The organism is Kribbella sp. NBC_01245 (assembly GCF_036226525.1).
Lineage (GTDB): Bacteria > Actinomycetota > Actinomycetes > Propionibacteriales > Kribbellaceae > Kribbella.
In genome coordinates this window covers 3,353,819-3,380,691 of the sequence record NZ_CP108487.1, presented here as the reverse complement: position 1 = coordinate 3,380,691, position 26,873 = coordinate 3,353,819, and the positions used below count along the sequence as shown (strand labels likewise).

General features: G+C 65.0%; 17 protein-coding genes. 6 read left to right on the top strand and 11 right to left on the bottom strand.

Annotated features, from left to right (window positions below):
* Positions 1–2: 2 nt before the first annotated feature.
* The 10 genes from OG394_RS14840 to OG394_RS14795 all read right to left on the bottom strand — a co-directional run bounded on the left by OG394_RS14840 (position 3) and on the right by OG394_RS14795 (position 13,471).
* Positions 3–1,832 carry a glycosyl hydrolase family 28 protein gene (locus OG394_RS14840; RefSeq protein WP_328995930.1) on the bottom strand — a complete coding sequence of 610 codons (1,830 nt, stop codon included), beginning with the start codon at positions 1,830–1,832 and terminating at the stop codon, positions 3–5.
* Positions 1,833–1,932: 100 nt separating this feature from the next.
* The gene (locus OG394_RS14835; RefSeq protein ID WP_328995929.1) at positions 1,933–3,717 is read right to left on the bottom strand and encodes a discoidin domain-containing protein; all 1,785 of its coding nucleotides are present in this window, start codon (positions 3,715–3,717) and stop codon (positions 1,933–1,935) included.
* Between the two features lie 539 nt (positions 3,718–4,256).
* A complete protein-coding gene (locus OG394_RS14830; RefSeq protein ID WP_328995928.1) occupies positions 4,257–5,423 on the bottom strand; it encodes an ROK family transcriptional regulator in 1,167 nt (388 codons plus the stop codon).
* A gap of 143 nt (positions 5,424–5,566) precedes the next feature.
* Entirely contained in the window at positions 5,567–7,753 is a 2,187-nt protein-coding gene (locus OG394_RS14825; protein WP_328995927.1) for a glycoside hydrolase family 31 protein, read from the bottom strand.
* On the bottom strand, positions 7,750–8,859 hold the full coding sequence (locus OG394_RS14820; protein ID WP_328995926.1) for a glycoside hydrolase family 15 protein: 1,110 nt from the start codon (positions 8,857–8,859) through the stop codon (positions 7,750–7,752). Before OG394_RS14820 ends, OG394_RS14825 begins: the two co-directional genes overlap by 4 nt.
* Entirely contained in the window at positions 8,856–10,100 is a 1,245-nt protein-coding gene (locus OG394_RS14815) for an ABC transporter substrate-binding protein (protein WP_328995925.1), read from the bottom strand. The genes OG394_RS14820 and OG394_RS14815 overlap by 4 nt, the downstream gene beginning before the upstream one ends.
* A gap of 12 nt (positions 10,101–10,112) precedes the next feature.
* Positions 10,113–10,937 carry a carbohydrate ABC transporter permease gene (locus OG394_RS14810; RefSeq protein WP_328995924.1) on the bottom strand — a complete coding sequence of 275 codons (825 nt, stop codon included), beginning with the start codon at positions 10,935–10,937 and terminating at the stop codon, positions 10,113–10,115.
* Entirely contained in the window at positions 10,930–11,808 is an 879-nt protein-coding gene (locus OG394_RS14805) for a carbohydrate ABC transporter permease (RefSeq protein ID WP_328995923.1), read from the bottom strand. The genes OG394_RS14810 and OG394_RS14805 overlap by 8 nt, the downstream gene beginning before the upstream one ends.
* A 26-nt stretch (positions 11,809–11,834) precedes the next feature.
* Positions 11,835–12,923: an ROK family protein gene (locus OG394_RS14800; protein WP_328995922.1), complete on the bottom strand. Its 1,089-nt coding sequence runs from the start codon at positions 12,921–12,923 to the stop codon at positions 11,835–11,837.
* Positions 12,924–13,108: 185 nt separating this feature from the next.
* The gene (locus OG394_RS14795) at positions 13,109–13,471 is read right to left on the bottom strand and encodes a hypothetical protein (protein WP_328995921.1); all 363 of its coding nucleotides are present in this window, start codon (positions 13,469–13,471) and stop codon (positions 13,109–13,111) included.
* Between the two features lie 407 nt (positions 13,472–13,878).
* On the opposite strand from OG394_RS14795, the gene OG394_RS14790 reads away from it, so the two are divergent.
* The gene (locus OG394_RS14790) at positions 13,879–15,015 is read left to right on the top strand and encodes a hypothetical protein (protein ID WP_328995920.1); all 1,137 of its coding nucleotides are present in this window, start codon (positions 13,879–13,881) and stop codon (positions 15,013–15,015) included.
* Complete coding sequence (locus tag OG394_RS14785) at positions 15,012–16,256, top strand: hypothetical protein (protein WP_328995919.1); 1,245 nt, start codon at positions 15,012–15,014, stop codon at positions 16,254–16,256. Before OG394_RS14790 ends, OG394_RS14785 begins: the two co-directional genes overlap by 4 nt.
* Here the strand turns inward: OG394_RS14785 and OG394_RS14780 are convergent.
* Positions 16,172–16,666 (bottom strand): GNAT family N-acetyltransferase, encoded by a 495-nt coding sequence (locus tag OG394_RS14780; protein ID WP_328995918.1) that lies wholly within the window; start codon positions 16,664–16,666, stop codon positions 16,172–16,174. The two genes, OG394_RS14785 and OG394_RS14780, sit on opposite strands and share 85 nt — an antisense overlap.
* A gap of 242 nt (positions 16,667–16,908) precedes the next feature.
* Here OG394_RS14780 and OG394_RS14775 point away from each other — a divergent pair, with 242 nt between their 5' ends.
* From OG394_RS14775 to OG394_RS14760, 4 genes are all read left to right on the top strand, one after another.
* Positions 16,909–18,114 (top strand): ROK family transcriptional regulator, encoded by a 1,206-nt coding sequence (locus OG394_RS14775; protein WP_328995917.1) that lies wholly within the window; start codon positions 16,909–16,911, stop codon positions 18,112–18,114.
* 60 nt (positions 18,115–18,174) lie between these two features.
* The gene (locus OG394_RS14770; RefSeq protein ID WP_328995916.1) at positions 18,175–21,468 is read left to right on the top strand and encodes a TIM-barrel domain-containing protein; all 3,294 of its coding nucleotides are present in this window, start codon (positions 18,175–18,177) and stop codon (positions 21,466–21,468) included.
* Positions 21,465–24,311, top strand: a complete 2,847-nt coding sequence (locus OG394_RS14765; RefSeq protein ID WP_328995915.1) for a TIM-barrel domain-containing protein — start codon at positions 21,465–21,467, stop codon at positions 24,309–24,311. The genes OG394_RS14770 and OG394_RS14765 overlap by 4 nt, the downstream gene beginning before the upstream one ends.
* A 1,750-nt stretch (positions 24,312–26,061) precedes the next feature.
* A complete protein-coding gene (locus OG394_RS14760; protein ID WP_328995914.1) occupies positions 26,062–26,832 on the top strand; it encodes an SDR family NAD(P)-dependent oxidoreductase in 771 nt (256 codons plus the stop codon).
* Positions 26,833–26,873 lie beyond the last annotated feature (41 nt).

Genomic DNA, 26,873 nt, shown 5'->3' with positions numbered 1-26,873 from the left:
TTTCATGGCTGCCTCTCCAGGTAGTCGATGTTCGGGCCGCCGGCGGCTGTGGTCGCGCTGATCCGTACGGTGTTGGCGCCGGCCTGGAGGGTCGCCGTCACGGGAACCGTCTGCCAGTTGGTCCACGCACCGGTCGGTGCGAAAGCCTGCGCGGGCGCGACCACCGTGCCGTTGACGGCGACGCTCATCGGCCGGTTGGTCGTGGTGCCGTTGGCATTCCGGAGCGCGAGTGTGTAGGTCCCGGCCGCTGGTGCGTTGACCGTCCACTCGACCGAGGCGCCGACGGCATTGGTGGTGTTGCAGAAGCCGTTGCCGGAGAAGCCGCCGTGGTCGCTGTCGATCGACCCCTGGCAGACGGCCTGTTCCGCCTCGGCGCGATTGCCCGCGGGAGCGCAGTTCTGGCTCGAGCTACTCGTGTAGATCCTGAGCATGCCTCCAGAGGTGTTGGTGCCTGTGGCGCAATACCCGTTGACGGTCTGGAAGCCGAGGTCGTGCGGGCTGTCGGTACCGCGTTCGGCGATGATGCCGTCGAGGACGACGTTCGCGCTCTCGTTCGCGATCACCGCGGGCCGTCCGTCGTTCGCGGTGAACTGGACCGAACTGTTGACGAACCGCACCCCGTCCACCCGCCGCAGGTACCACCCGTACGCCGGCCGCGTGCCGATCGCCTTCGGGTTGTAGTCGTTCGGGTCGTTGACCGGCACCCCTGTGCTCATGGTCGGACTGCCGCCGGGCACGGTCAGATCGACGTTGTCGAAGGTGATGTTCCGGATCCGGTTGGCGGCTCCCGCCTCACCCCACAACGTCGGGCTGTACGCCGTACCCCTCGCACCGTCGTACGTCCCGGTCACGTTCGTGTAGGTGATGTTGTGGATCGAACCGACGCCTGGGTTGTCGCCGCAACGGCGCCGGGTGCCGATCTTCTGCATGATGTGACTGCGTGTCCCGCTCATGGTGATGTCGCGGTAGTGCACGTCGGAGATGGTGGTGCCGTCCATCGACACCATGCCGAGGCCGGACTTGCTGGCGCCGGTGATCCTGATCCGCTCGAAGCGGTAGTCGGTGAAGTCACCGCAGGTCTCCGACCCGAACATCAACGCGTTGCAGCAGCCCGCCGACAGGTCCGAGTCGCTGACCCGGACATCCCCGTTGTCGTACGTCTTGCCGAGCGCCCAGTCGCTCTTGAACGCGAGCGCGTCATCGTCGGCCGCGATCTTCGCGTTGACGATCCGGACGTGCTTGGCGTTGATCACGTTCCAGCCGTCGCGATCGTCGGCGGTCTCGATCCGCAACCCGTCGGACGTGATGTTGTTGCACGCGTTGGTGAGCATTGCGAAATGCCCGCCGCGGCGCAGCCGGATCCCGTTGACCGTCAAGTTCTCGCAGCGGGTCAGCGAGATGATCTTGTCGGCCTCACCGGATTTTGGATTGCCGGTGATGAGGTTGCCGCCGCCGTCGATGGTGCCGCTGCCGACGAACGCGATATTGGTCAACCGGTCGCCGGTGATCATGCCGTTGCGGAAGTGGCTGTGCCCGTAGTCCTGGTAGTCGTCGTACGGGTTGGGCTCGGGCGGATCGTAGGTGTCGTTGGGCGAACCGAGAATCGTCGATCCGGCGTCCAGTTGGATGGTGAGGTTGCTCTTCAGATGGATCGAGTTCGCCGACCGGTAGGTGCCGGACGGGAACCGGACCGTGCCGCCGCCCGCGCTGCTCGCCGCGTTGATGGTCCGGTTGATGGCCGCGGTGTCGTTGGTCGAACCGTTGCCGGTGGCACCGTAATCGCGGACGTTGAACTCGGCCATCCCGGTGCTGCCTGCGGTCGACGACTCCACCGGGCCGATTGGGAAAATGACTAAAGCCGCTACTGCCAGGGTCATGCTGGTCCATCGTCGTTTCACAGCTTCCTCCAGTGGCTAGCGTTCGAGGGTGGGGTTAGTACGACGTGCCGAGCCAGGCTTCGTCGATGCGCAGACGCTTGTAGCGAGTGGTGTCGCTCGAGGCCGCATGGGTGTTGACGACTTCCAGGCGGACATGGCGAGTGGTCGTAACGGGCAGGTCGATGAAGACGACGCCTCGCCGGCTCGGCAAAGTACCCGTCTTGATCGGGCTACCCCACGACGTGCCATTGCTGCTGACGTACACCTTGTAGTCACGGATCCGCGCCGATTGCTCAGTCGACGAGCGGGCGTAACTGACGGAATCCTCGCGCTGGTTGATCCCGACGTACTGCACTCGCTGGGCGGTCCCCAGGTCGAACCTCAATGAGACCGGCGTGGTCTTGTTGCTGTCCCAGTACGTCAGATAGTTGCCGTCGGCCACGTTGCTCGGCGACGACCCGGCCGACGCGCTCATCACGTACGACGATGGCGGGATGATCCCGGCGCGGCCGTTGGTCGTGACGCGGAAGACGGTGTCGTACGGGTCCCACGAGGAGATGCCGGTCAGCGTGAGAATGCCGGCGCTCTGGCTGTGGGCGATGACCGCGCCGGTGCGGAAGTTCGTCACCTGGGTGACCCGATAGCCGTTGTCCCTGATCCGGAGCGAGCTGCCGGACGGCCGGGTGAGGACGTGCAAGTAGTGCAGGTTCGGATCGGTCTTGCTGATCGTGGTGACGCCGTGCGCGCCGTCGTTCCAGAAGCCGGGTTTGAACCCGCCGAACGAGTACCCGCCGCCCTCGGTGCCGCCGATCGACGGCCAGATGGCGCCGAGATATTTGTCAGCGAGATTGTTGAATTCCGCCTGCTTGCTCGGGAACTTGCCGTTGACCATTGCGGTCTCGGCCATCAGCGCCTTGATCGACGACCCGGCATTCGTGATCAGCCGCCCGAGTGTGAGCTTGTAGTCGACCGACTGGTCCGAGCCGCCGTACCACCAGGGTCCGGAGGACGGGAGCTTGAAGTCGGCCTCGATCAGCCTCGGCGCCGCGGTGTACGCCGCCTGCGGATAGTCGTACGCCGGGGACATGCCGGTCTTCTGCTCGTTGCTGATCATGTCCATGATCGGCGTGTCCTCGTTGTTGTTGCTCAAGGTGAAGCTCGGCCGGTCGCGGCGGATCCGCTCGTACAGGCCGTTGCGTTCCCAGTAGGCGTTGTCGTTGTCGATCCAGAACCCCGCCAGGTCGGGATACCGCTGCATCGCCTCGACGAACAGGTCATAGCTGAACTCGCCGAACCCATCCCGCGTGGTCAGGTCCACGTTGTGACCCTTGTACGCCGAATACGCCTGCGAATTGAGCCAGCTCTTCCCGTCCGGCAGCCCTTCGGCATGCCATTGCGGGTCATCGGTCAGGTAGAGCACGACCTTCAGCCCCTTGGCCGTGGCCGCGTCGATGACCTCGCGCACCATGTCCCGCGTGGTCCGGCAACTACCCGGCACCGCCGATGGCCAAGGCCGTGCGTACCCAAGTCGGCTGTGGAACGTGGCGAGTACGAGGTATTGCGTGTGCAGCTTCTGGGCCTCCGTCACCCAGTACGCCGGATCCCAGCCGCCGGCCTTGACGGCGTTCTCCCAGGCGCTGCAACTGGTGTAACCGGGCGAGGTCCGCATTCCCCAGTGCAGGAACAACCCCGCGGTCGACGAACGAAGGAACTGCTGCCGCGGATGCTGCAGCTCGGCCACGGCCCGGGGCGACGCTTCAACCGGGCTCAGGACGGTAGCGGTAAGGACGACGATCAGGACGGCTGCCAACCAACGGCGCAGCCAGGACACAGTGGGCATGACGTGCTCCAACCTGCGGGCGGATCAGGTTTGGTCAGGAAGGTTGCCTAACCATTTCGCTCGTCCGATGATGACCTGGCGTATCCACCCGGTCAAGATCCGTGACCAGAAAACCCCAAACGCCACCACAAACCCCCAACCAGCACCACAGTCGGGCGGCGCCCATTACCTCTTTGCTGCGTTGATTGGTCTGTATCCGCTCGCCCATCCCGTGGCGGGTCAGGTGGAAGCGGACGCAGGCGGGCGGATGCGGACGAATCAACGCTAGAGGCCCGCCAGGAATCGACCGCCAGGCATACCCAAGTCCGGTTTCCGCCGGGTTGAAGCCTTGACGAGGGCCGGACCGGCCTGACAATTCGGAAGAACTCGGGGGACGGGTAACCAAAAGCCCCGGCGAAGAGTGCATGCCGGGCAGGCGATTAGCGTTGATTCGTCCGAATCCGCCCGCCTACGCCGGTGACCACACGCACCCGCCGCACGAAAGGGGCGAGCGGATTCAGACGAATCAACGCAAAGAGTCGACGGGCGCGCGGGAGGCGTTAGTTGGTGAGGGCGCGGGGTGGGGTGGGGGTGCTTAGGCCGGTTAGGAGGCGGTCTTGGAGGGTGGCTAGGCCGGAGGAGAGGGCGCCTCGGAGGACGGCGTCGTCGAGGACACCAGTGACGGCTATTTCGGTTTCGAGGGGGGAGCGGCGGGATAGGGCTTCCACCACGGCGTCGCGGAGGGGTTCGCCGCCGGCTTGGCTCAGTTCGCCTGCCAACACGATCAACGGGGGATCGATCAGGGTCACCACGGTCATCAGGCCGATGGCGATGCGGTCGGCCAGTTCGGTGAGGAACTGCTCGGCACCCGCGGGCGCGTCGTCACTGACGGCTTGAGCGACGACCTCGGGCGACGTACTGCCCGTCAGGCCGAAGCGTTGGCCGAGCTCGATCACGGCCGAGCCGCCCACCAAGTCCTGGAACTCGCGGGCAGGCGTGTCACTCGTCGCCGGGACGGGCATGTAGCCGAGCTCGCCCGCGCACCCGTGGGCGCCGCGCATCAGCGTGCCGCCCTGGTCGATCGCGAAGCCCGCGCCCTCCGCCAGCCAGAGCACGGTGAAGCCGTCCACGTCGGCGGCGACCCCGTGCGCGCGTTCGGCGAAGGCGGCGAGGTTCACGTCGTTGTCGACCGTCACCTCGGTCCGCAACCGCGTGCGCAGATCCTTGATCAGGCCGGGCCGCTCGAAGCCGGGCACGTCGATGTAGCGGATGTCGCCACTGCGCGGATCGGGGGAGCCGGGCACGCCGAGCTGGACCTGGAGCAGGTTCTTCCGGGCGACCTTGGACTTGCGGCAGAGGTCGCCGACCAGGTCCACGATCGTGTCGACGGCATCGACCAGGGAGAAGTCGACGGACAGCTCGACGCTGTTCCGCACCTCGCCGGCCAGGTCGGCGATCGACGCCGCGACCGTCGGCCGGTCGGTATCGCCGACGTCGCGGATCGACAACGCGATGACAAAACCGGCCGCCGCGTTGGCCGCGTAGATCGCCGCGTTCGGGCCGGGGCCGCCGCTGGCATGACCGACGACGATCGCCAGGCCCGCGTCCTCGAGGCGGCGCAGCACCTCGGAGGCCGTGGGCTTGGACAACCCGGTGAGATCACGCAGGTCACTGCGCGTGAGCGGACCACGCTCGAACAGTAACGCCAGCGCGGCGGTCTCGTTCATGGTTCGCAGAAGCCGCGACGAACCGGCCGGTCGAGCCACGTTCAGCCCCTCTCGAGCACCGGCGCCGGTGCTACAGAACTACCCAAAGAATCCGACAGACAAGGTGACTAACCTTACCTGGCAAATAACTCCCGAGTGGAACGTCACAAGCCGAACACACCCGCGAGTCGCGACCAGGCGGCCGCCCGGCAGTACACCGGCAACTCGTCGATCGGCACCTCCCGCTCGATCAGCCGCCCACCGCGCACGGCCTCACCGGTCCACACGTCGATCCAATCACCTTTCGGCAGGTACGTCGTCCAGGTGGTCGCGCCGGGCTGGGTAATGGGGTTGATCAGCAAGTCGTCGCCCAGTTGGAACTGCAACGGGTGTTCCCATACCGCCGGGTCGTCCCCGTGGTCGAAGAACAACGGCCGCATCAACGGCTGGTCCGTGCCCACGGTGATGCGGGCCTGCTCGGTCAGGTAGTCGACCAGGTCCTCCCGCAGCTTGGCGAACTTCCGGAACACCGGCATCACCCGCTCGTCACCAGTCGTATCGGCGACGTGCCACGGAGTGCGATCACGCAGTGGCCGCTTGTGATGGTTGAACTCGGAGTGGTACTGCATGATCGGCATGAACGCCGACGCCGCTGCCGCCCGCAGGTACAACTCGGCGTCCGGCACGGGCCCCGAGAATCCACCAAGGTCCCAGCCCCAGTAGACGATCCCGCAAGTCGCAGCCGTCAGACCGGCGGTCACCGACGACCGGAAGGCCTCCCAAGTCGAGTCCTCGTCACCCGCCCAGAAGATGCCGTGCGCCTGCGATCCAGTGAAACCAGAACGCGAGAACGTCACCGGCGCCTTACCGGCAGACCGCAACAAGTCGCCAAAGGTCCGGGCGTAGTGCACCGGGAACAAGTTGTTGCCCTCGGCACCGAGCCGCCCGTCGCCGTACCGCAGGTCGTGCCCCCACGCGTGCTCGCCGCCGTCGGTCTTGAACCCGTCCACGTCCAGGTCCTCGACGAGATAGCGCCGCTTGTCCGTCCACCAGTCGCGCGTCCGCTGCACCGAAAGGTCCGGCATCAGCGCCTGCGGGAACCACCAACCCCGGTTGTGGTACGCCGAACCATCAGCCTCGAGCACCGCGTGGCCGTCCCGAACCATCGCCTCGGCATCCGCGCGGACCTGCCCGGTCAGCTCGGGATCGGTCTTCTGCAAGGGAATCTGCCAGAGAATGACCTTGATCCCACGTGAGTGCAACTCGTCGATCATCGCCTTCGGATCCGGCCACGCACCGCCGGCGGGATAGGTGAAGTCATCAGCCGCATGCGCCGCGCCATCAGCGGAGACGCTGTACGTCGCATCCCGCCAGATGGTGATGCCCTCCTCATCACTCCAGGCCTCGATCACCACCGCGCCAACGGGAATATCGCTGTCCCGATGCGTGTCCATCTGACCCATCACGAGTTCCTGGGTGTTCCACTCGTTGCCCGAGGCCCATAACCGGAAGACCCACGACGGCAGCTCTTCGGCCCGCCCGACCTCATCCAGGAACGCCGTCAGCACCTTGCCCGGCCCACCTTCGTAAATCCCCAGATCGACCACAGGGGAGTCCCCAAGCTCGACCTCCACCACCAGCCGATCCGGCGATGAAACACCCACGTCGTACCAAGTCCGCCGGGACGTCCGAACATGGAAGCCCCACCCGTTGCCGTCAGCACCGATCACCTGAGCGAACGGCATCGGCAGGTACGTCCGCCCGTGCACGCCCTGCGACTTGTACTGCTCGAACACCACCGCATCCAGCCGACGTCCGCGCTGATCCACCGCGTCGTACCGCTCGCCAAAGCCCACCACGTGATCGCCCGCCGCCAACGCCAATGCAAACCGCGCGCGATGGACGACAGGGCCGGCCACGAGCCACTCGACCGCACCGACAACCTTTGCGCCGGTGAGGGTCCCACGCGGCTCCGACGTCCACACCGCCGGCACCACCTCGAACCACTCAGTCGATTCCGACTCGGCGACAAACCGATAGCGGTACGTCGTACCGTCAACCAGCGCAGGTGATTCCACCGACCACGCGTCATCCCCGCCAAGCGCCTTCGCCTGCGCCTCGCTCAAATGCCCTTCGCCACCGGCAAGCGCTGCCGCGTCAGCTGCAGCCACTGAACCAGGAGCCATCGGCAACGAAGCCACAACGCCGTCAGTAGACCATTCGCAAACAACTGGCGAAGACGAGATCACACCAAGCCGGACGGCGGAACCGGCCAACGGAATGACCGGAATGCGCTGGTCGGGTGAGGCGGCGTACGGGTGCTCGATCCCGTGCGGTCGGTGCTGGATCATCGAACGTTATCCCTCGAGATGATGCCGAGTTCGTCGGCGAGAATCAGGTACATGCCGTGCGACCAGAGCAGCGGTGTCGCCACCTCGCCCCACCGGGCGATCCACTCGTCGCGCGAATCCGGGTGCAACAGGTGATGCGGCACCTGCTCAGGCAGATCGCCATTCTCCAACGCCTGCGCGGCAATCCACCGCAGATGCCTCAACCCGCCCTCGGTGTCACCCCGCGCCGCGAGGTTCCAGCCGAGCAACGCCGACAACAGGATCCACTGGCCACCACCATAAAAGACGTCCGCGGTGAACCGATGCACCCCGCCATCCACATCGAGATCACGCGCCACCGCGTCCAGCGTTGCCCCAGCCAACGAGTCGTCAGCAGGGACCAACCCGAACGGCACCACACAAGCAGGCAATGAGCCATCCACATGCGGACTACCCAGCCACTTCGACAGATGCCCCCGACTGGTGCCCTCGGCAACAACCAAAGACCGGATCTCGGCGGCCACCTTCAAGGCCGTCGTACGACGCTCCTCATCCAGCGCGGGTGCGACGGCGATGAGTCCGCCGTAGATCGCGCCGAGCGTCGACACGTGCCGATGCTCGACGTGCTCCTCCCACCAGTCATAACAAGGCCGATCCCAGAACGCGAAGAGGTAGTCGGCCGCGACCTCGATACCCTCACGCCAGCGCTCGAGGCTCAAGCCGAAACGCGAGGCGTGCGTGACGACGGACCACAGCCACATGCCGTACCCGTCGGTCTGAAAGTCCCACCACGGGTCCGAGCCGTTGCTGCCGTCAAACGTGAACCGCGTCGGCAACATCTGCTCGACGGCCGGTTGCTTGCCCCGGGCAACCGCCGCGACCAGGTCAGTGACCTGATCGCGACGACGCCCGAGCACGCCGTTCACCCAATCGTGGAAGCGATCCGCCGACCCGGTGTCGCCGTACCGCGAGATACCCTCGGCCGTGAAGGACCCATCTCGCAACCAGGCGTAACCCCGGTAGGCGGAGAAGGTCGGCGCGGCCGGATAGGCACCACCGGCATCCTGGTTGGCCACGATCACCGCATGACTGTGAACGGCGAGCTGGGCCAGATCAATAGTGGTCACTTCTTGAGCAGCCCGTTCACCTTGGTCTGGGCATCGGTCAGCGCCTTCGCCACCGGCTTACGGCCGGCCGCGGCGGCGGTCAGTTCCGCGGTCACGATGTCCTGCATCTCCTGCTGACGCTCGATCACCGGCGGCAGTACGGTCGCCTCCAGGGCGTCCAGGACGGCCTTGCGGTTGGCCGGCTTCTTCTGCTCCAGGTACGACGAGAGCTGGGCCTCGTCGGCGATCGGCGGCAGCTCCCACGAGGTGGCCAGCCGGGCCTTGGTGGTGGTCTCGGACGACGACAGGAAGGTGATCCACTTCTGCGCGGCCGCGGCGTTCTTCGAGGCGGCCGAAACGACGAGGCCGTTCACGAACATCGCGGAGGCCTTCGTCGTCGAACCCGGCTCGACCACGATGTCCCAGTCGAACGGCGCCTCGGCCATCGCGCTGAACATCCACACGCCGGTGTGCCACATCGCGAGCTTGCCGGACTTGAACAGCTTCGAGTCGAAGTCGGGCGTGCCCGCGCCATCGGCCTCGGTCGGCATCGTCTTACCGGTCTTGCCGATCAGCCAGTTCGCGGCAGCGAGACCCTCAGGCGAGTCAAAGGAAGCGGCCGTCTTGTCGGCGTTGAAGAACGAGCCACCGGCCTGGGCAAGCGCCTTGTAGAACTCGTTGTACGAGACGGGCTGGTAGTCGCCCCAGATGCCCTTGCTGGTCAGCTTCTGCGCGGCGGCCTGCTCGTCCTTCCAGGTCCACTCGGCCGTCGGTTCGGCGACTCCGGCCTTCTTGAAGAGGGCCTTGTTGTAGAAAAGCACTACGTTCGAGAACGACTCCGGCAAACCGAATTGCTTGCCCGAGTCATTGAACGCGTCGTACAGCGACTTCTTGTAAACGGCTGAGTCGACGTCCTTCAGCTCGGCCAGCGAACCGTTCTTCGCGTACGTCACGAAGTTCTCGTAGTTCAGCTCGAACGTGTCCGCGGCGGTGCCACCGGCCACGGCCGTCTGCAACTTGGTGAAGTAGTCCGCGTACGGGATCGTCTCGACCTGGACGGTGATGTCCGGGTTGGCCGTCTGGAACGCGGCGACGATCGCGTCGAGGTCCTTCTCGTGGCCGTCGTTGGCGGAGAAGTTCATGTACCGGACGACGGTCTTACCGTCCGGCCCGGCCTCTTGCTTGGTGGCCGAACCTTGCCCGCAGGCGGTCAGCGCCAGTGCTGCAGTCACCAGACCGGCAGCGATTTTGATCTTGCGCATCAGGGGATCCCTTCACTTGATACCGGTGTGAGCCACACCGGCGATGATGTGGCGCTGCGCGAGCAGGTAGACCACGGCGATCGGCACGATCGAGACGACGGAACCCGCCATCACGACGTCCCATTGGGTGGTGAACTGGCCTTGCAGGGTGGACAGACCCAGCGGCAAGGTCATGAACTCGGGCGACCGGATCACCACCAGCGGCCAGAGGAAGCTGTTCCAGCTGCCCATGAACGCGAACACGGCGACGGTCGCGAGGGCCGGCCGGATCAGCGGCAGAACGATGACGGCGAAGATCCGCAGATGCCCCGCGCCGTCCAGGGTGGCGGCCTCGTCCAGCTCGACCGGTACGCCGGCCACGGCCTGCCGGAGCAGGAACACCCCGAAGGCCGAGGCGATCGTCGGCGCGAGCAAGGAGAAGTACGTGTCTTGCAGGTTGAGCGTCTTCATCTCGATGAACAACGGCACGACCAGCACCTGCAGCGGCACCATCAACGTAGCCAGGTAGAACCCGAAAACAATGTTCTTCCCGGGAAACGACAGTCGCGCAAAGGCGTACGCCGCCATTGATCCGGTGACCAGCTGCAACGCGGTGGACGCGATCGCGATCCCGAGCGAGTTGAGCACGATCCGCCACATCGGTACGGCGTCCAGCAGCGTGCGATATGCGTCGAGCGTCGGGTCCTGGACGAACAGCTTCGGGCCGTCGGCCAGCGATCCCTCGGGCGTGATCGACGTGATCACCGTCCACAGGAACGGGAAGAGCATGATCGCGGCGCCCGCCACCACGCCGACGTACAGCAGGATCCGGCCTGTCGTAGAGCGAGATTCACGCATAGTGCACCCACCGACGCTGGCCGCGGATCTGGAAGACCGTGATGATCAGGATGACCGCGAAGAGGATCCACGACAGCGCGGACGCTTCGCCGGCCCGGCCGTAGCGGAAGGTCAGGTCGTAGATCTGCCCGACCACCACCTGGCTCGATCCGGACGGACCGCCGCCGGTCATCACGTAGACCTGGTCGAAGACCTGGAACCCGTTGATCAGCGAGATCACCACCACGAAGAAGGTCGACGGCGACAGCAGCGGCAGCGTGATCCGGGAGAACCGCTGCCAGGGGCTGGTCCCATCCACCTCGGCCGCCTCGTACAGGTCGGCCGGGATCGACTGCAGACCGGCCAGCAGGATGACCATGACGAAACCGAGGTCCTTCCAGGCCGACGACAGGATGACCGCGGGCAAGGCCCAGGCCGGATCGGTCCACCAGCCGGGCTCCGGCAGACCGATCGCGCCGAGCATCTGGTTGACGAGGCCGTTGGTTGGGTTGAGCAACCACTTCCACACGAGCGCGACGACTACCCAGCTCGTCACCACCGGCAGGAAGTACGTCGCCCGGAGGAACGCGCGTCCCTTGAGCTTGCGGTTCAACGCCAGCGCGAGAGCGAGCCCGCCGACGTACACGAGTGGGAGATAGCCGACGACGTACAGCAGGGTGTGCAGGAAGACGCGACCGGTCGCCGGTTCGGTGAGCAGGTTGCGGTAGTTGCCGAGGCCTACCCATTCCATCGGCGAGATCAGGTTCCACTTGTGCAGGCTGACCCAGATCGACGACACCATCGGGATGAGCGTGAAGATCAGCAACGGGATCGCGCTCGGCAACAGGAAGAACAGCACCCAGCCGTACTGCTTACGCCTCCCGGCCTTCACGTGCCCGCCCCTCACGTGCCCGCCCCTCACGCGCCCGACCTTCCGAGCCGCACCCGAACGAGACGGCCTTGTTCGCCGCCGTTTCCGGACGAGTCGAACGGCGACGCGAGCACGAGCGATGCGGCACCACGAGCCCACTGGTCCTCGGTCCAAGGCTCGACCACGACCGGCAGCCCACGCCTCGCGGGCAGCAGGCACCTCCGCAGCGAGGCCTCGAACGCCGGCTCCCAATGCTGCCAGTCGTCGACGCCTTCACCCATCAGTACGACGACCTCGGGGTCGACCGTGTGCACGATCCCCGCGAGGACCCGGCCGAGCAGTTCGCCCGCCTCAGCGAATGCCTCAACGCCACGGCCCTTCAACGCCGCCGCCCCGATGTACGCCTCCAGGCAACCGGTCGCACCACAACCGCAGACCGGGCCGTCGGCCGTGACCGGGATGTGCCCGATCTCCCCGGCACCCCCGGCCGCTCCGCGATAAACCGAACCGTCGACGACGATCCCGCAGCCGATACCGCGCCCGATCGTCACCACCAGGTACGACGAATGCGCGCGCCCTACGCCGTACAGGCGCTCCGCCGCGGCCAACGTGTTGACGTCATTGTCGACCAGGACGGGGGTGCCGAGGCGCTCCCGCAGGGTCTGCCCGATCGGCATCGCGCGCCAGCCGAGCGTTGGCGCATCGACTATCCCGGAGGCCTGGGTGTCGACCGAACCCGGCACGCCGACGCCGACGCCGAGCAGCCGTTCGGTCAGGCCGTCGACCTCCGCCGCGAGGATCCGGCCGAGCGCGTGGGCCGCGTCCGGGGTGGTCGGGTCGAAGGGCTGGCTGGTCGAACTCCGGACCGAGCCGTCGAGCTCGACCGTGACGATCGCGATGTGGTCCGCGGTGACCTTGGCGCCGAGCGCGACGCCCGCCTGCTGGACCAGCCCGAGCAGTCGCGCCGGGCGGCCGCCGTTCGACGGCACGGACTCGAGCTGCTCGACCAGGCCGCGGGCGATCAGGTCCTTCGTCACCTGGGTGACCGTCGCCGGGCTGAGCCCGAGCTCACGGGAGATGTCCACCCGGGAGGTCGGCCCGCGGGTACCGAGCAGGCCCACAATGCCCGCCGGCACCAGATCCCCACGGGGAATCGGGCCCTGTCCTGTCGCCACTGCACACCGCCATCCGACTTAGTTCGCTACTAAATTTAGCCAGAAACTAAGTCACCCAGGCTCGCACGTCAAGACCTCCGAGTGGTCGAGATCCGCCAGATCTCAGATTTCGGCGTCGGGCCCGTCCAGTCCGGACGGGCCCCCCATCAGGGCCGCAGCTTCCCGAAGAGCACCCGACTAAGCAGAGCGGCCAGAACAAGCGCGATGAGCCCCGCTAAGGCGATCACCGAGATGACGCAAGCGACGTTCGTGGCCATGGCCAGCTTGGCGTCCGACTTCGTGAAGCCTTCGGTCAGGATCGCGAGAGTGGCGAGCATGCCGAAGCCGATGCCCGCGGAAACCATCACGATCAGGTGATGCCCGCCGAGCGTTGCCGTAGATGTGAGCCGTGACGAGTGGTCCAGCCACGGACCGAAGGTGTGCATCCAGACGACTGCCATCAGATCGGTAGCCATCAGGACCCACATGCTGGTGGCGGAGCGAGAGGTACCGCGCGTGGATTTCAGCATTGTCACCACCTCCTACTTGCATGGAGGACCAGCAACGCCGTCGGAGATCGGCGTAGGCCTGGACTTGGACGAACTCGCCACGTCGGCTGCGTCGCTCGGTGGGCGCCCACTGTGATCGACGAACCGACCAGTCAGGGCAGGACTCCATGAGCGCTTCGCATGGCTGAGTGGGGTCCTGTCGTCTCCTCTACCGCTACTGCTGACTACACCTGAAGTCAGTAGACTTCATATATAGAGAGTAGAGCCGGTATGGTCGACTTGCAACGCGGCGAGTCGATTTGGTGTGAACCGGTGGCAGGTGGCTACTGTGTGCTGGTCTCTCTTCACGGAGTGCTGAGGAAGTTCCCGAAGCTGAGCCTGACTTCTCTCCGCAAGGTCTCAAATGGCACGCTCCTACAGCACTTCGGGTGTCTTCGGGTGTATATACAAGGTGTACGGTTATCGACCACATTGGTGCGCGGGAAGTCAACAATCCGGGAGTGATCTTGGCCCCTTCAGCCGAGGCCGTTCGTCTTGCCAGCAAGCTACGTGACCTCCGCGAATCGCATGAGCCGAGGCTGACTCAGGCGATGTTGGCCGATGCGCTGAGCGCTGAAAGACCGGTGGCAGTCGCGACGATCAGTTCGTGGGAGTCGTTGACCACTCCCAAGCTGCCGCCGGCCGAGCGACTGCACTCCTACGCACTGTTCTTCTGCACGGATCGACCGCAACTCGTGCCGGAGACCGAGCTCTCGGCAGATGAGCTCCGGCACTATCAAGACCTTCACCAGGAGCTCATCGGTCTACGCGACGCAGTCCATGGTGGTGCACGCGGTTCTTCCCTGAGTGGCTCCTCCACATGGAAGTTCGAGGACGGGCCGATCACGATCATCTGCCCAGAGGCCCCGAGAGTGGACTGGCCTCCGCTGGCAAACGAGAAGGACCCCAACTACACACGGATGTATCGGTACGCCGACCTTGACGCACTGATCGAACTATGGGGGCACATCCGCGCTGTCAACCCCGACCTGACTGTGGTCCATCGGCTGCCTTCAGAAGTAACTGCCGACCACCTGTCCGGTCATCTTGTCGTGCTCGGTGGCATCGCCTGGAACGAGTTGGCGAAGCGGCTACTGAAAACATTCCGCGAGTTGCCGGTATCCCAGGTCGAGGTTGCGGACCTGGACACAGGGGAGATCTTCAGGTCCAGCGGAGCGGGCGGCCGGGAGTTCCGTCCGCTGTGGGAAGAAGCGGAAGACGGTCGGGTGCTGGTCGAGGACGTCGCGCTGCTGGCACGCCTGCGTAATCCTTTCAATCACAGCCGAACGGTCACCATTTGCAACGGCATTCACAGCCGCGGCGTGCTGGGATCCGTGCGAGCCCTCACCGATCTCAACGTCCGCGAGCGCAACGAGGCCTACCTCGCCGAACACTTTCCGGGCGGATCGTTCGCGTTGCTCATGCGAGTACCAGTCGTGAGCGGGGCTGCGCTCTCACCGGATCTGGAGATCGCTTCGTACCGACTCTACGAATGGTCTCCGAGTAAGAAGGCGAAGGCCGAGTGAACCATCAGACCAAGCATGTGCCGTCACATGCTTCACTTCTGCAAGATGTGTCGGCAGTGTCCTCGTCGGCCGCGAGCAGTCGTCTGGATGCCATCGTGGTCCCTGCAGCGCGACCATCGCTGCATCGCCTCATTTCACTGTCCGCCCAGCTGTCAATTCCACTGGTAGTGCTGTGTAGCCGACAGGCGAAAGCAGAGAAGGTCGCGGAACGAGTTGAGGACACGTTCGGTGCGCGGGCCCTGGTCATCGATGTGCCCGACGACTATCAACTGCTGGATCATTGCCATCTCACCTCCGATCGTGCCTTTTGGAAAGCCAGCGCTGAACGTTCGAGCGATCTCAGCATCAAGCGCAACATCGGACTGGTCTTAGCCCGTCTACGGGGGTGGAAGAAGATCCTCTTCGTCGACGACGACATCTACCAACTGCGGCCGCACGACATTTCGCGGCTGGCCGGCTCGCTCGATCGTCATCCGGTCGCGTCGATGGCCACAAAGTACTTTCCGGACAACTCGGTTGTATGTCACGCGCGACGTCTGGCCGGGCTGGGACAGGACGTGTTCGTCAGCGGAGCAGTGCTTGGCGTCAACACGCAGCGCCCGACACTGTCGTTCTTTCCCGACATCTACAACGAAGACTGGTTCTTCTTCGCTCAGCACGCGGCCGCACGCTCACTACCCAAAGTGGGCGAGGTCCGGCAGGACGAGTACGAGCCGTACGCCGATCCGGAGCGGGCAGCCCGCGAGGAGTTGGGTGACGTCCTTGCCGAGGGCCTCTACGCGTTGTTCAGTGGGACGCCTGGCTGGGACCTGATGGATCAACTGAGAGCCGCGGCCAGCGGACGTCACTGGCGACTGTTCTTAGAGGACCGGCATTCCATGATTACCGAGACGCTCGATCGTCTTTCAGTTGCGCGGTACATCAGTGCCTCGACGGCTTCGACGACGGTGCAGGCCGCGCAGGAGGCCCTGCGCCGGGCTGCGAATCAACTGGAGAATTTCACACCAGATCTCTGCGTCGACTTCATCGAGAAGTGGCGGGAGGACAACGACCGCTGGCAGAAAGTCTTGCCAGGTACTGGCACTGTTCTCAGCGAACGCGAGGCCATGAACGAGCTTGGGCTGAAGACTTGGATTGCCTGCGGTTACGACGCCGATCAGGGATCGATCGAGTCGCTGATCGCTGCCTTGCGATCCAGCCTCAACCGCTCCTCGCGGCGCGGAGTACCGGCCAGAAGCTGACGCATCCCGGTGGTCTCGAAGCCCAAGCGTTCGTAAGCCGCACGGGCCTCGTCATTGCCGTCGAGAACCCACGCCATCCAAGTGCGGACTTCCGGCTCCAACTCGGCCAGGTAGCGCAGGATCGCGCGCAGAACACCTTTCTTGCGGTGCAAGGGATCGACCCAGACCGACTCGAGATGTCGTTCTTCCGCCGGTCGGTCATCAACACGAACGGAGCGCAGGACACCAATAACCTGATCCCCGCTCCGAGCAACGATCCAGGCATCTTCGACAGCGAAGGCGCGCCATTCCGCCTCACCCCAGGACGTTTCGGCCTTCGATAGGAATGCGTCCGGGGAGTCCCTGAGGGCACGCAGACGAACGTCCTGGAGGATCTTCCAATCGTCTCCAGCAAGGACCTCGACGTCCAAATCGACCTCCCCCGGCGCGTCTCAGCGCTGTCCTTGAGCCGGTTCCAGTCTTGGTCATCGAGGCAGCACCGGCAATCGCGTACTGAGTGTCGTCACCGGTCTGGCGGACCAAACTTGCGCAGCAGACTGCCGCGTGAGCCGATCTGAGATGCGGCGAATCTCTACACCGAGCCATTGACTCGGCAGCAAACTGGCCGTTAGCGTCCGAGTTCCTTCGGTGACCTTAGTAAGGCGGTGACGCGGTGCAACCGGTCCGTACCGGCAGTAAGGAGCTGATCCGCGAGATCAACGCCGCCCACGTTCTGCACGAGCTCCGCGCTGAACCGCTGCTGTCCCGCACGGAGCTGGCCAAGCGAACCGGCTTGAGCCTGCCGACGGTCTCCGAGATCACCGGCGACCTGCTGCACACCGGCATCATCGAAGAACGGGCTACCGGGCTATCGGGCGGCGGCCGTCGCCCGATCCTGCTGGCCCTCAAACCGGACGCCGGCGCCGTGGTCGGCATCAAACTCACCGAGACCCAGGTCATCGCGGTCCTCACCGACCTGAACGCCCGGATCCTGGGTCGCCTGACTCTCGCGTTGCCGCGGACGTCCGTGCCGACGGTCATCCAGACCGTCGCGAAGGCCGTCCACGCCCTCGCGGCCGACGTGCCCAGCAGACTGTACGGCGTCGGGGTCGGCCTGGCCGGCGTCATCGACCGGGCCGCGGGCGTGGTCCGGCACGGCACGTACTCGGACTGGCACGACGTCGACCTGGCCGGGCTGCTGCATCGAGAGCTCGAGCTGCCCGTCGTGGTCGACAACGACGTGAACACGTTGGTCGCGAACGAGCAGTGGTTCGGCGCCGGGAGGGGTGTCGCCGACGTGGCCGTGGTCAGTATCGGGCGTGGTGTCGGTCTCGGTATGGTGCTGGACGGCCGGCTCTACCGCGGTGCCGGTGGTGGTGCGGGCGAGTTCGGCCACACCAAGGTTGTTGCCAACGGCATCGAGTGCCCTTGCGGCGGCCGGGGTTGCCTGGAAACCCTCATCGGGGAACCAGCGCTGATCGCTAAAGCTGTTGATTTGCTTGGTCGTGAGGTCACCCTGGACGAGGCGGCGGCGCTGGCTCGTGAAGGTGATGAGCGACTCGTGGAGGTCTTTGCTGAACTCGGCGGCACCCTCGGGATGGCCGTCGGCAATCTGGTCAATCTGCTCAATCCGAACCTGATCGTGCTCGCTGGTGAGGGCACGCGGTTCAGCGATCTGTTCAAGGCCGAGTTCGACTCGACCCTGCGGGCCACCGTGTTCGAAGGCCTGCAGCGGGATCTCGAGATCGTGATCGGCCAATGGGATGACGAGACCTGGGCGCAAGGTGCCGCGGGTCTGTTCCTGGGGGAGCTCTTCCAGCCGAATCTGCGGCCAGACGAGGCCGGAAGGCCTTCTTTGACAGCCCGTTCGGCCAGCTGACCGTTTGTGACGTCGGCCCCTGGTGGGTCGGGAAGTGAGGCCGTTGTGAGGTCCCGTTTTATGTCCCGCTTTAGGTTCAGAGCCGCCATCCTGGTGCTGGCGCTTCTGGTCTTCCAGTTGGCTCCCGCCCCGGCGTGGGCCGGTACTTTGACCGGCGTTTTCCACGCACCGACCGGTGCCGACGAGTTGTACGCCGCGCAGCCGACCGAACGGCTGCCGCGTGACCCGATGGCCGGTGAGGCCGTCCAGATCAAGGCGACCACTTGGCCGATCTCATCCGGCCAGACCCTCTGGGTCACGTGGACGAAGAACGGTGTTGCGCAGACGCCGGTTGGTGCCGCCTTCGACTACAACAGCGGCAACAACACCTATTGGAAGCTCACGCTCGGCACGTTCGCCCGCGGCGACCAGATCACGTACACGGTCAATGCCGATGTGGATGGTGCTGGGCAAAAGACCACTGGGCCGTTCTCGTTCGCGGTCACTTCCTGGAGCGGTCCGACGGCTGTCGGCTCGTACGTCGACAACGGGACCTCGGTCGACGTCGTCACTGGTGATAGCGCCGGGAGCTTCACGCCGAAGGTGCGGTTCGCCTTCCCGGCCGCGGACCGGTTTCATGTGCAGATCGCGCCGCGCGGTCTCGGCCTGAACATCAGCGGGGGAGCGGCGTACACCATCACGAACACCGCCTCGCAACTGCAGATCGCCACCTCGCAAATCCAGGTGCGGATCCAGAAGTCGCCGTACCGGGTGTCGGTTTACAAGGCTGACGGCGTGACGTTGATCGCGCGCCAGTACGACCCTGCGTCGTTCCGGAATGTCGGCTGGGCGAGTGACGGAAGTACGAGTGTGACCAAGGTGGAGGACCATTGGCATTCGCCCGCGGGGGAGCGGTTCGAGGGCCTCGGCGAACGGTATGACCAGCTCGACCAACGCGGTCGCGACGTACACAACTATGTCTACAACCAGTACCAGGATCAGGGTGCGACCCATCGGACGTACCTGTCCGTGCCGTTCTTCACGAACTCGGCCGGCTATGGCATCTACGTGCCGAGTACGCGTTACTCGATCTTCAACCTGGGCACGCATTTCGCCGATATGGCCGGCTTCACGGTTGATACGGGTGGCGCGTTGAACTCCACCGTGGACTACCACTTCTTCACCGGTACGCGGGCGCAGATGCTCGACCAGTACACGGCTGTGACGGCTCGGCCGAAGCTGCCGCCGAAGTGGAGCTTCGGCCTGTGGATGTCCGCGAACGAGTGGAATACCCAGGCCGAGGTCAACACCGAACTCGCAAACGTCACCTCGACCGGGATTCCGCACAGCGCGATGGTGCTTGAGCAATGGAGTGACGAGGCAACGTTCTACCTCTGGCACGGTGCGACGTACACGCCGAAGCCTGGTGCGCAGGCGTTGGCCTATAGCGATCTGACGTTCCCGCCGGGATCTGCGTGGAGTGATCCGAAAGCCATGGTCACGGCGGCGCACAACCAGAACATCAAGGTCGTGCTCTGGCAGATCCCTGTGCTCAAGCAGAACTTCGACAGCAATCCACCGACGGCTCCGCAGCAACACGTCAACGACCGGGACTATGCCGTTGCCCAGGGCTACGTTCTCGGCGATGGCGCGGGCGGTCCGTACCGGGTGCCGACCGGGCAGTGGTTCGGCGACGGGACCGTGCCGGACTTCACCAAGACGACCGCGACGAACTGGTGGATGAGCAAGCGGTCCTACCTGTTCGACGACATTGGGATCGACGGGCTCAAGACCGACGGCAGCGAGGCGGTGTTCGGCCGCAACGTCACCAGTGGCAGCGGGCGCAAGGGCGACGAGCTGCACAACGCGTACCCGAACGAGTACACCCGGGCCTACAACGACTTCGTGCAAACCAAGACGGCCGGCCAGGGCACTCTCTTCAGTCGCGCCGGTACGTCGGGGGCGCAGGGTAATTCGATCTTCTGGGCGGGCGATCAGGCTTCGACGTTCGGCGCCTTCCAGGAGGCTGTGCGAGCCGGGATCAGCGCTGGGCAGTCCGGAATTCCCTTCTGGTCTTGGGATCTGGCCGGGTTCACGGGATCGTTCCCGTCGAGTGAGCTGTACTTGAGGTCGGCGGCGCAGGCGACGTTCTCGCCGATCATGCAGTACCACTCGGAGAAGTCGAACCCGGGCGTTTCCGAGGCCCGTACGCCGTGGAACGTGCAGGCGCGCTCTGGCGACAGCACGGTCGTACCGAAGTTTAAGAAGTTCGCGAACACGCGGATGAACCTGATCCCGTACCTCTACACCGAGGCGAAGAACGCGTCCACGACCGGTCTGCCGATCATGCAGGCGATGAGCATTGCCTATGGCAACGACGCCACGGCGGCCGCGCAGGACCAGCAGTACATGTTCGGCAGGCAGTTGCTGGTGGCACCTATCACCACGCAGGGCGCGACCTCGAAGAGCGTCTACCTGCCGGCCGGCGAGTGGTACGACTTCTGGAACGGCGGCCGGGCGCAAGGGGCTGGGACCAAGGTCTACAACGCGGGCACGGAGACCATCCCGGTGTTCGCGAAGGCGGGCGCGATCGTGCCGCTCAACCTCAACGCGGATTACGAGCTCGGCGGCACTATTGGCAACAGCGTGACGACTTATCCGAACTTGACCTTCCGGGTCTATCCGTCGGGCACGACCAGTTACGACTACTTCGAGGACTCGGCCGGGTTGATGCGGACGGTCTCCAGTGTTGAGGCTTTTGCGAGTCACCAGGTGACGGTGAGCGTGCCGCCTCTGACGACGAAGAGCACGCTGCAGGTCGCGTCGAGCAAGCCGACTTCGGTCACGCGCGATGGTGTTGCGATGACCGCTCACGCCACGTTGGCCGCGCTCAAGGCGGCGACGGATGGCTGGTACTGGGATCCGGTTCAGCAGCTCACGCTCGTCAAGACCGCGTCGAGTGCGTCGGCCCGGAGCATCGTGCTCAACGGCGTCGACAAGGCGGCGTACGAGGCGGAGTTCGGCAGCAACGTCGGTACGTCTGTGAACACCGATCACCCGGGCTTCACTGGTACGGGATTTGTTGACGGCTTTGAGACTGCTGGTGACTCGGTATCGGTCGACGTTAATGCGGCCGTGACCGGTAGCCACGTGCTGAAGTTCCGCTACGCGAACGCTTCGGGCAGTACGGCGACGCGCTCGATCCAGGTGGACGGGGTCACGGTTGGGACGGTCAATCTGCCGACGTTGCCGAACTGGGATACCTGGGGGACGGCGACGTTGACGGTCAACCTGACTGCGGGTAAACGCACGGTCAAGGTCAATTACGGCTCGTTCGGGATTAACCTCGACAACATCACGGTGGCGCGGCCATGAAGCGGCTGATGCTGGTTCTGGCGTTGGTCGCCGCTACGTTGTTCGTACCGCCGACGGTCGCGCAGGCCGCCGTACAGCGGGTGCAGTTCCTTGCTGGTGGCAACTACCTGGTGGTGGAGTTCCTCGACGACGATCTGGTGCATTTCGAGCTGGGTGCGGGGTCTGGGCCGGGCACGGGGTCGCCGTTGTTCACGACTACGCAGATCGCGAAGTCGGACTATCCCGGGCCGACGAGTTTGACCCAGAGCGGTGGGGTTTTGACCACTCCCGGTCTGAAGGTGGACGTCAATACATCGACGTTGTGCGCGACGGTTTATGACACCACTCGGGTGCCGCAGTTGTTGCTCAACACAACGTGTCCGCGCAATCTTTCCCGAGCCTGGAAGGGATTGTCGTTCACCAAGTCGTCGATGCAGAACGCTTATGGGCTGGGTGAGCAGTTCTTTATGGGCGGTAGCGCCGACGGCGATTGGGTGGGTCGGCAACGGACTTCTGGCACCTATGGCAACGCAATGCTTTATGACACGGACAACGGGCCGGTGGGCAATACGCAGATTCCGGTTCTGTTCGCGGTCGGTGCGGCGAATGCGAACTACGGGCTGTTCGTGGACCAGGTCTACAAGCAGGACTGGAACCTGACCGGCGATCCGTGGACCGTTGATACCTTCGGCGATCAGCTCCGGTGGTTCGTGATGTCGGGCCCGGATCTGCCGGACTTGCGCAAGGACTACCTCGAACTCACCGGCCGTCCGCCGGTACCGCCGAAGAAGGCCTTCGGGCTCTGGATGTCGGAATTCGGCTACGACAACTGGGCCGAGATCGACACCACGCTGGCGGGATTGCGTGCGGCCAAGTTCCCCACAGATGGCGTGATGCTCGACGTGGACTGGTTCGGTGGGGTGACCGCGGGTTCGGACAACACGCGGATGGGGTCGTTGGACTGGGACACGGTCAACTTCCCAGACCCGGCTGGGAAGCTCGCGTCGTACCAGAGCAACCAGGGCGTCGGCGTGATGGCGATCGAGGAGTCGTACGTCGGCAAGAACTTGCCGGAGCATGCCGACCTGGCCGGTACGGGGTATCTCATTCGGCAGGGGTGTTCCAGCTGCTCGCCGGTTTACCTGACCAGTAACGACTGGTGGGGTCGCGGCGGCATGATCGACTGGACTCAGCCTGCGGCGAGTGCTCATTGGCATGCGACTCAGCGCACTCCGCTGATCAACACGGGTGTGATGGGGCATTGGCTCGACCTTGGTGAGCCCGAGATGTACGACGGTGGTGACTGGACGGCCGGCCTGCTGCCTGGGAAGCACGCGCACTCGGACTACCACAACCTCTACAACCTTGAGTGGGCTCGCGGGATCGCTAAGGGGTATACGGACAGTGGTTCGACGAAGCGGCCGTTCCTATTGGCTCGGGCTGGTGCGGGTGGCATCCAGCGGACTGGTGCGGCGATGTGGTCGGGGGATATCGGGTCGAAGCTCACCGCTCTCGCGGCGCAGCAGAACGCGCAGATGCATATGTCGATGTCCGGGGTTGACTACTTCGGGTCGGATATCGGTGGGTTCCGCCGGGAGATGCTCAACACGGATTTGAACGAGCTCTACACGCAGTGGTTCGCGAACTCGTCCTGGTTCGATGTACCGATCCGGCCGCATACCGAGAATCTCTGCAATTGCTTGGAGACCTCGCCGGATTCGATTGGGGATGTGGCGAGCAACCTGGCCAACCTGCGCCAGCGGTATGAGCTAACGCCGTACTACTACTCGCTCGCGCATCGCGCCAACACCACGGGCGAACCGTTGGTGCCGCCGTTGGTCTACCACTACCAGAACGACCCGAATGTGCGGGAGATCGGTCACGAGAAGCTGATCGGCAAGGACCTGCTGGTTGGTGTTGTGGCCGGCGCGGGGCAGCGCAAGCGGGACGTCTATCTTCCGGCCGGGACGTGGTTCGACTACTACACGAACACCAAGACGGTCAGCACGGGACAGACGTTGGCCGACGTACCGCTCTGGCGAAACGGGAAGTTCCAGCTGCCGGTTTACGCTCGGGCGGGGGCAATCCTGCCGAAGATGCATATCGATGACCAGAGCATGAACGTGCTCGGCAAACGGGCCGACGGTAGTAGTCGCGACGAGCTGATCGCTCGGGTCTACTCGGATACCACCTCAACGTCGTTCTCTTTGGCCGAGGACGACGGGGCGTCGACCGGCTATCAGACCGGGGCCAAGCGCACGACGTTGCTGTCTCAGTCGCGCTCAGGTTCCACTGCGACCGTGGGCATCGCCGCATCCTCCGGCACGTACGCCGGCGCCGTGGCGAGTCGTGCCAATGTCGTCGAGTTGGTCGCCGACACGCAGGCGTCAGCGGTGACGCTCAATGGCTCGGCCCTTACCCAGCACGCGAACAAGGCCGCCTTCGACGCCGCGTCGAGTGGTTGGTACAACGCGGGCGGCAACCTCATCATCGCCAAGTCGGCATCGTTGTCCACGGCAACGGCCAAGTCCTTCGTCTTCACGTTGGGCCAGGCCGTCGTCTCGAAAACCTTCAGCTGCGCCAACGGGACGACGACCTCCGGCCAGTCGGTCTACGCCGTCGGCAACATCCCCCAACTAGGCGCCTGGTCGGTCGCCAGCGCCGTCAAACTATCCCCCACGGCGTACCCAACCTGGACCGCCACCATCCCCAACCTGCCGCCCAACACCCTCGTCGAATGGAAATGCATCAAACGGCAAGAGTCCAACTACCCCAACACCGCCGACGCCTGGGGCCCCGACCCCAACAACACCTTCACCACCCCCACCACCGGCTCGGGCGGTACCACCACCGGCACCCTCTAACGACTCCCCTCGCGCCTCTCCCTTCCTTGCGTTGATTCGTCTGCATCCGCTCGCCCCTTCTCTACGGCGAGTCGCTTGATCGCCTACGTAGGCGGGCGGATTCGGACGAATCAACGCTAATCGCCTGCCCGATATCGACTTGTTGGCCGGGGTTTTGGTGGGCACCCGTCCCCCTGAGTTCTTGCGAATTGTCAGGCCGGTCCGGGCCGCGTCAAGGGCTCCATCGGCTACCGCCGACGCTAACGCGCCCCTGACCCGACCCGAACCGACCAAGGGCGGCAGCTATCAGGGGGACGGGTGGAGTCTGACCGGGTGCGGTGGTTGCGGGACGCTGCCGCGCCGGGATCCGCGGGACGCTGCCGCGCCGCGATCCGCGAGACGCTGCCGCGCTGGCTCTTCGCCAAGTGCTGCCGCCCTGGTCATTCGTCTGCGCTGCCGCGAGGCCTCCGCCCGCGAGTGGCCGCGTCTGGTCAGTCGTCTGTGCTGGCGCGAGGCCTCTGCCCGCGAGTGGTCGGGTCTGGTCATTCGTCTGTGCTGCGGGAGGGCTTTGTCGTGCCTGCGCGTAGGTCTGCCGCGAGTGGTTGCGTTTGGTCGGTCGGCTTGTGGACCTGGCGGTCGGTCGCGGACGTGCACGCCCACACGACGGCCGGTTTCCTGCCGAGACGGGCGTTTCGGGGCGTCGTGTGGTTGTGCAGGTCCGCAGCGGACGGCCAGCCCTACATAAGTGCCGTTTCGCCCTGGTTGAAACGGTTCAGTCGTGGGTTGTGTAGTGCTGGCGGTCCGCCTGTGGTCACCAGCGCAGCCACAACCGCCGATTCGGCCGGGTTGAAGCGCTTAACTCGAGGGTTGTGGCTGCGCTGGTGTCCGGGCCGGACCGGCAGGCAGGCACAAGTGCGGTTTCGCCGGGTTGAACCGCTTCACCCGCGGGTTGTGCCTGCGTGGCGGTCCGCCACTCGCCGAGTCGTGGATTTGCGCGGCCAGCAAAGCCTTTCCCGCACCACAATCCACGACTCGACGCACATGGAGGGCCGCGCGCATCTTCCTGACCGGACTGGACGTTTTCAGGGCCCGAAAACGTCCAGTCTGCTCGGGAAGATGCGCCGCCGACCATCCGTGACGGCACCACTCGACGCGGCAGCGCCAGGCGACCACCAAGCCCGGTCAGACTTCACCCGTCCCCCTGATAGCCCGCTGCCATTGGCCGGTTCGGGCCGGGTCAAGGGCGCGTCAGCGTCGGCGCTAGCCGATGGAGCCCTTGACGCGGCCCGGGCCGGCCTGACAATTCGGAAGAACTCGGGGGGACGGGTGCCCACCAAAAGACCCCGGCCCGAAGGCTGATACCGGGCAGGCGTCGGCGTTGATTCGTCCGAATCCGCCCGCCTACGTTGCCGTACGTCTGATCCGCCGCGGGAAGGGGCGAGCGGATGCAGACGAATCAACGCAGCCGGGGGAGGGGGCGCGGGCTGAGGTGGAGAGGGGTGTTCGCGGGTGGAGGTGGGGGAAAGGGCTGGGGGAGCGGTCGAGGCGATGGCGAGCCGTGCGTTCATGGCGATGGCGAGTTGTGCGTTCATAGGGTGCTGGGTAGTGGCCTCGGCGGGGTTCGTCGGGGTGGGTCGAGGAGAGGGCGAGGGGATGGCGGGTAGTAGGACGAAGGAGATCGTGGGGGAAGGGATACCGACGCGCGGGGCAGGAAGAGGCCGGCCGGATCGCGGACCCGGTCGAGCTTGTCGATCTTGGGGGTGGTGGGCGGATGAGTGTGCTTGAGGCGTTCTCGCTGAGGGGGCGGACGGCGATCGTTACTGGTGGATATCGCGGGCTTGGGTTTGCTTTTGCGAGAGGGCTGGCCGAAGCGGGCGCGGATGTTGTGATTGGCGCAAGAGATGAGGCGGCGTCGGTGGCGGCGGCCGAAGCGTTGGCCACTGAGACCGGTCGTACCGTGGTGGGGACCGCGCTCGATGTGGCCGACCCGGAGTCCGCGGAACGCGTGGTCGCCACCGCGCTCGAGACCACCGGGCGGCTCGACATTCTGGTGAACAACGCCGGCGCCTGCATCCACAAGCCGTCGCTCGAGGTCCCGATTGAGGAGTGGCGGGAGGTCTTCGATACCAACGTGCACGGGTTGTGGCTGATGTGCCAGGCCGCAGGTAGGCACTTCGCGGAACAGGGCGCCGGCAACATCGTCAACATCGGCTCGATCTCGGCGCTGATCGTCAACCGCCCGCAGTGGCAACCGGCGTACAACGCCTCAAAGGCCGCCGTACATCAGTTGACGAAGTCACTGGCTGCTGAGTGGGCGCCGCTCGGCATTCGTGTCAACGCGGTCGCCCCCGGCTACGTCAAGACGGAGATGGCACCGGTCGACGACCCGCAGTTCAAGCCGCGCTGGATCGATGACGCACCAATGCAGCGCTACGCCCTCCCTGAAGAGATCGCCCCCACTGTCGTCTACCTAGCCTCTGACGCCTCTAGCTTCATGACCGGCTCAGTAGTCACCATCGACGGCGGCTACACCTTGTTCTGAGGGCCGCTACAGGTCAGGGATCCCTGACCTGTAGCGCCTCT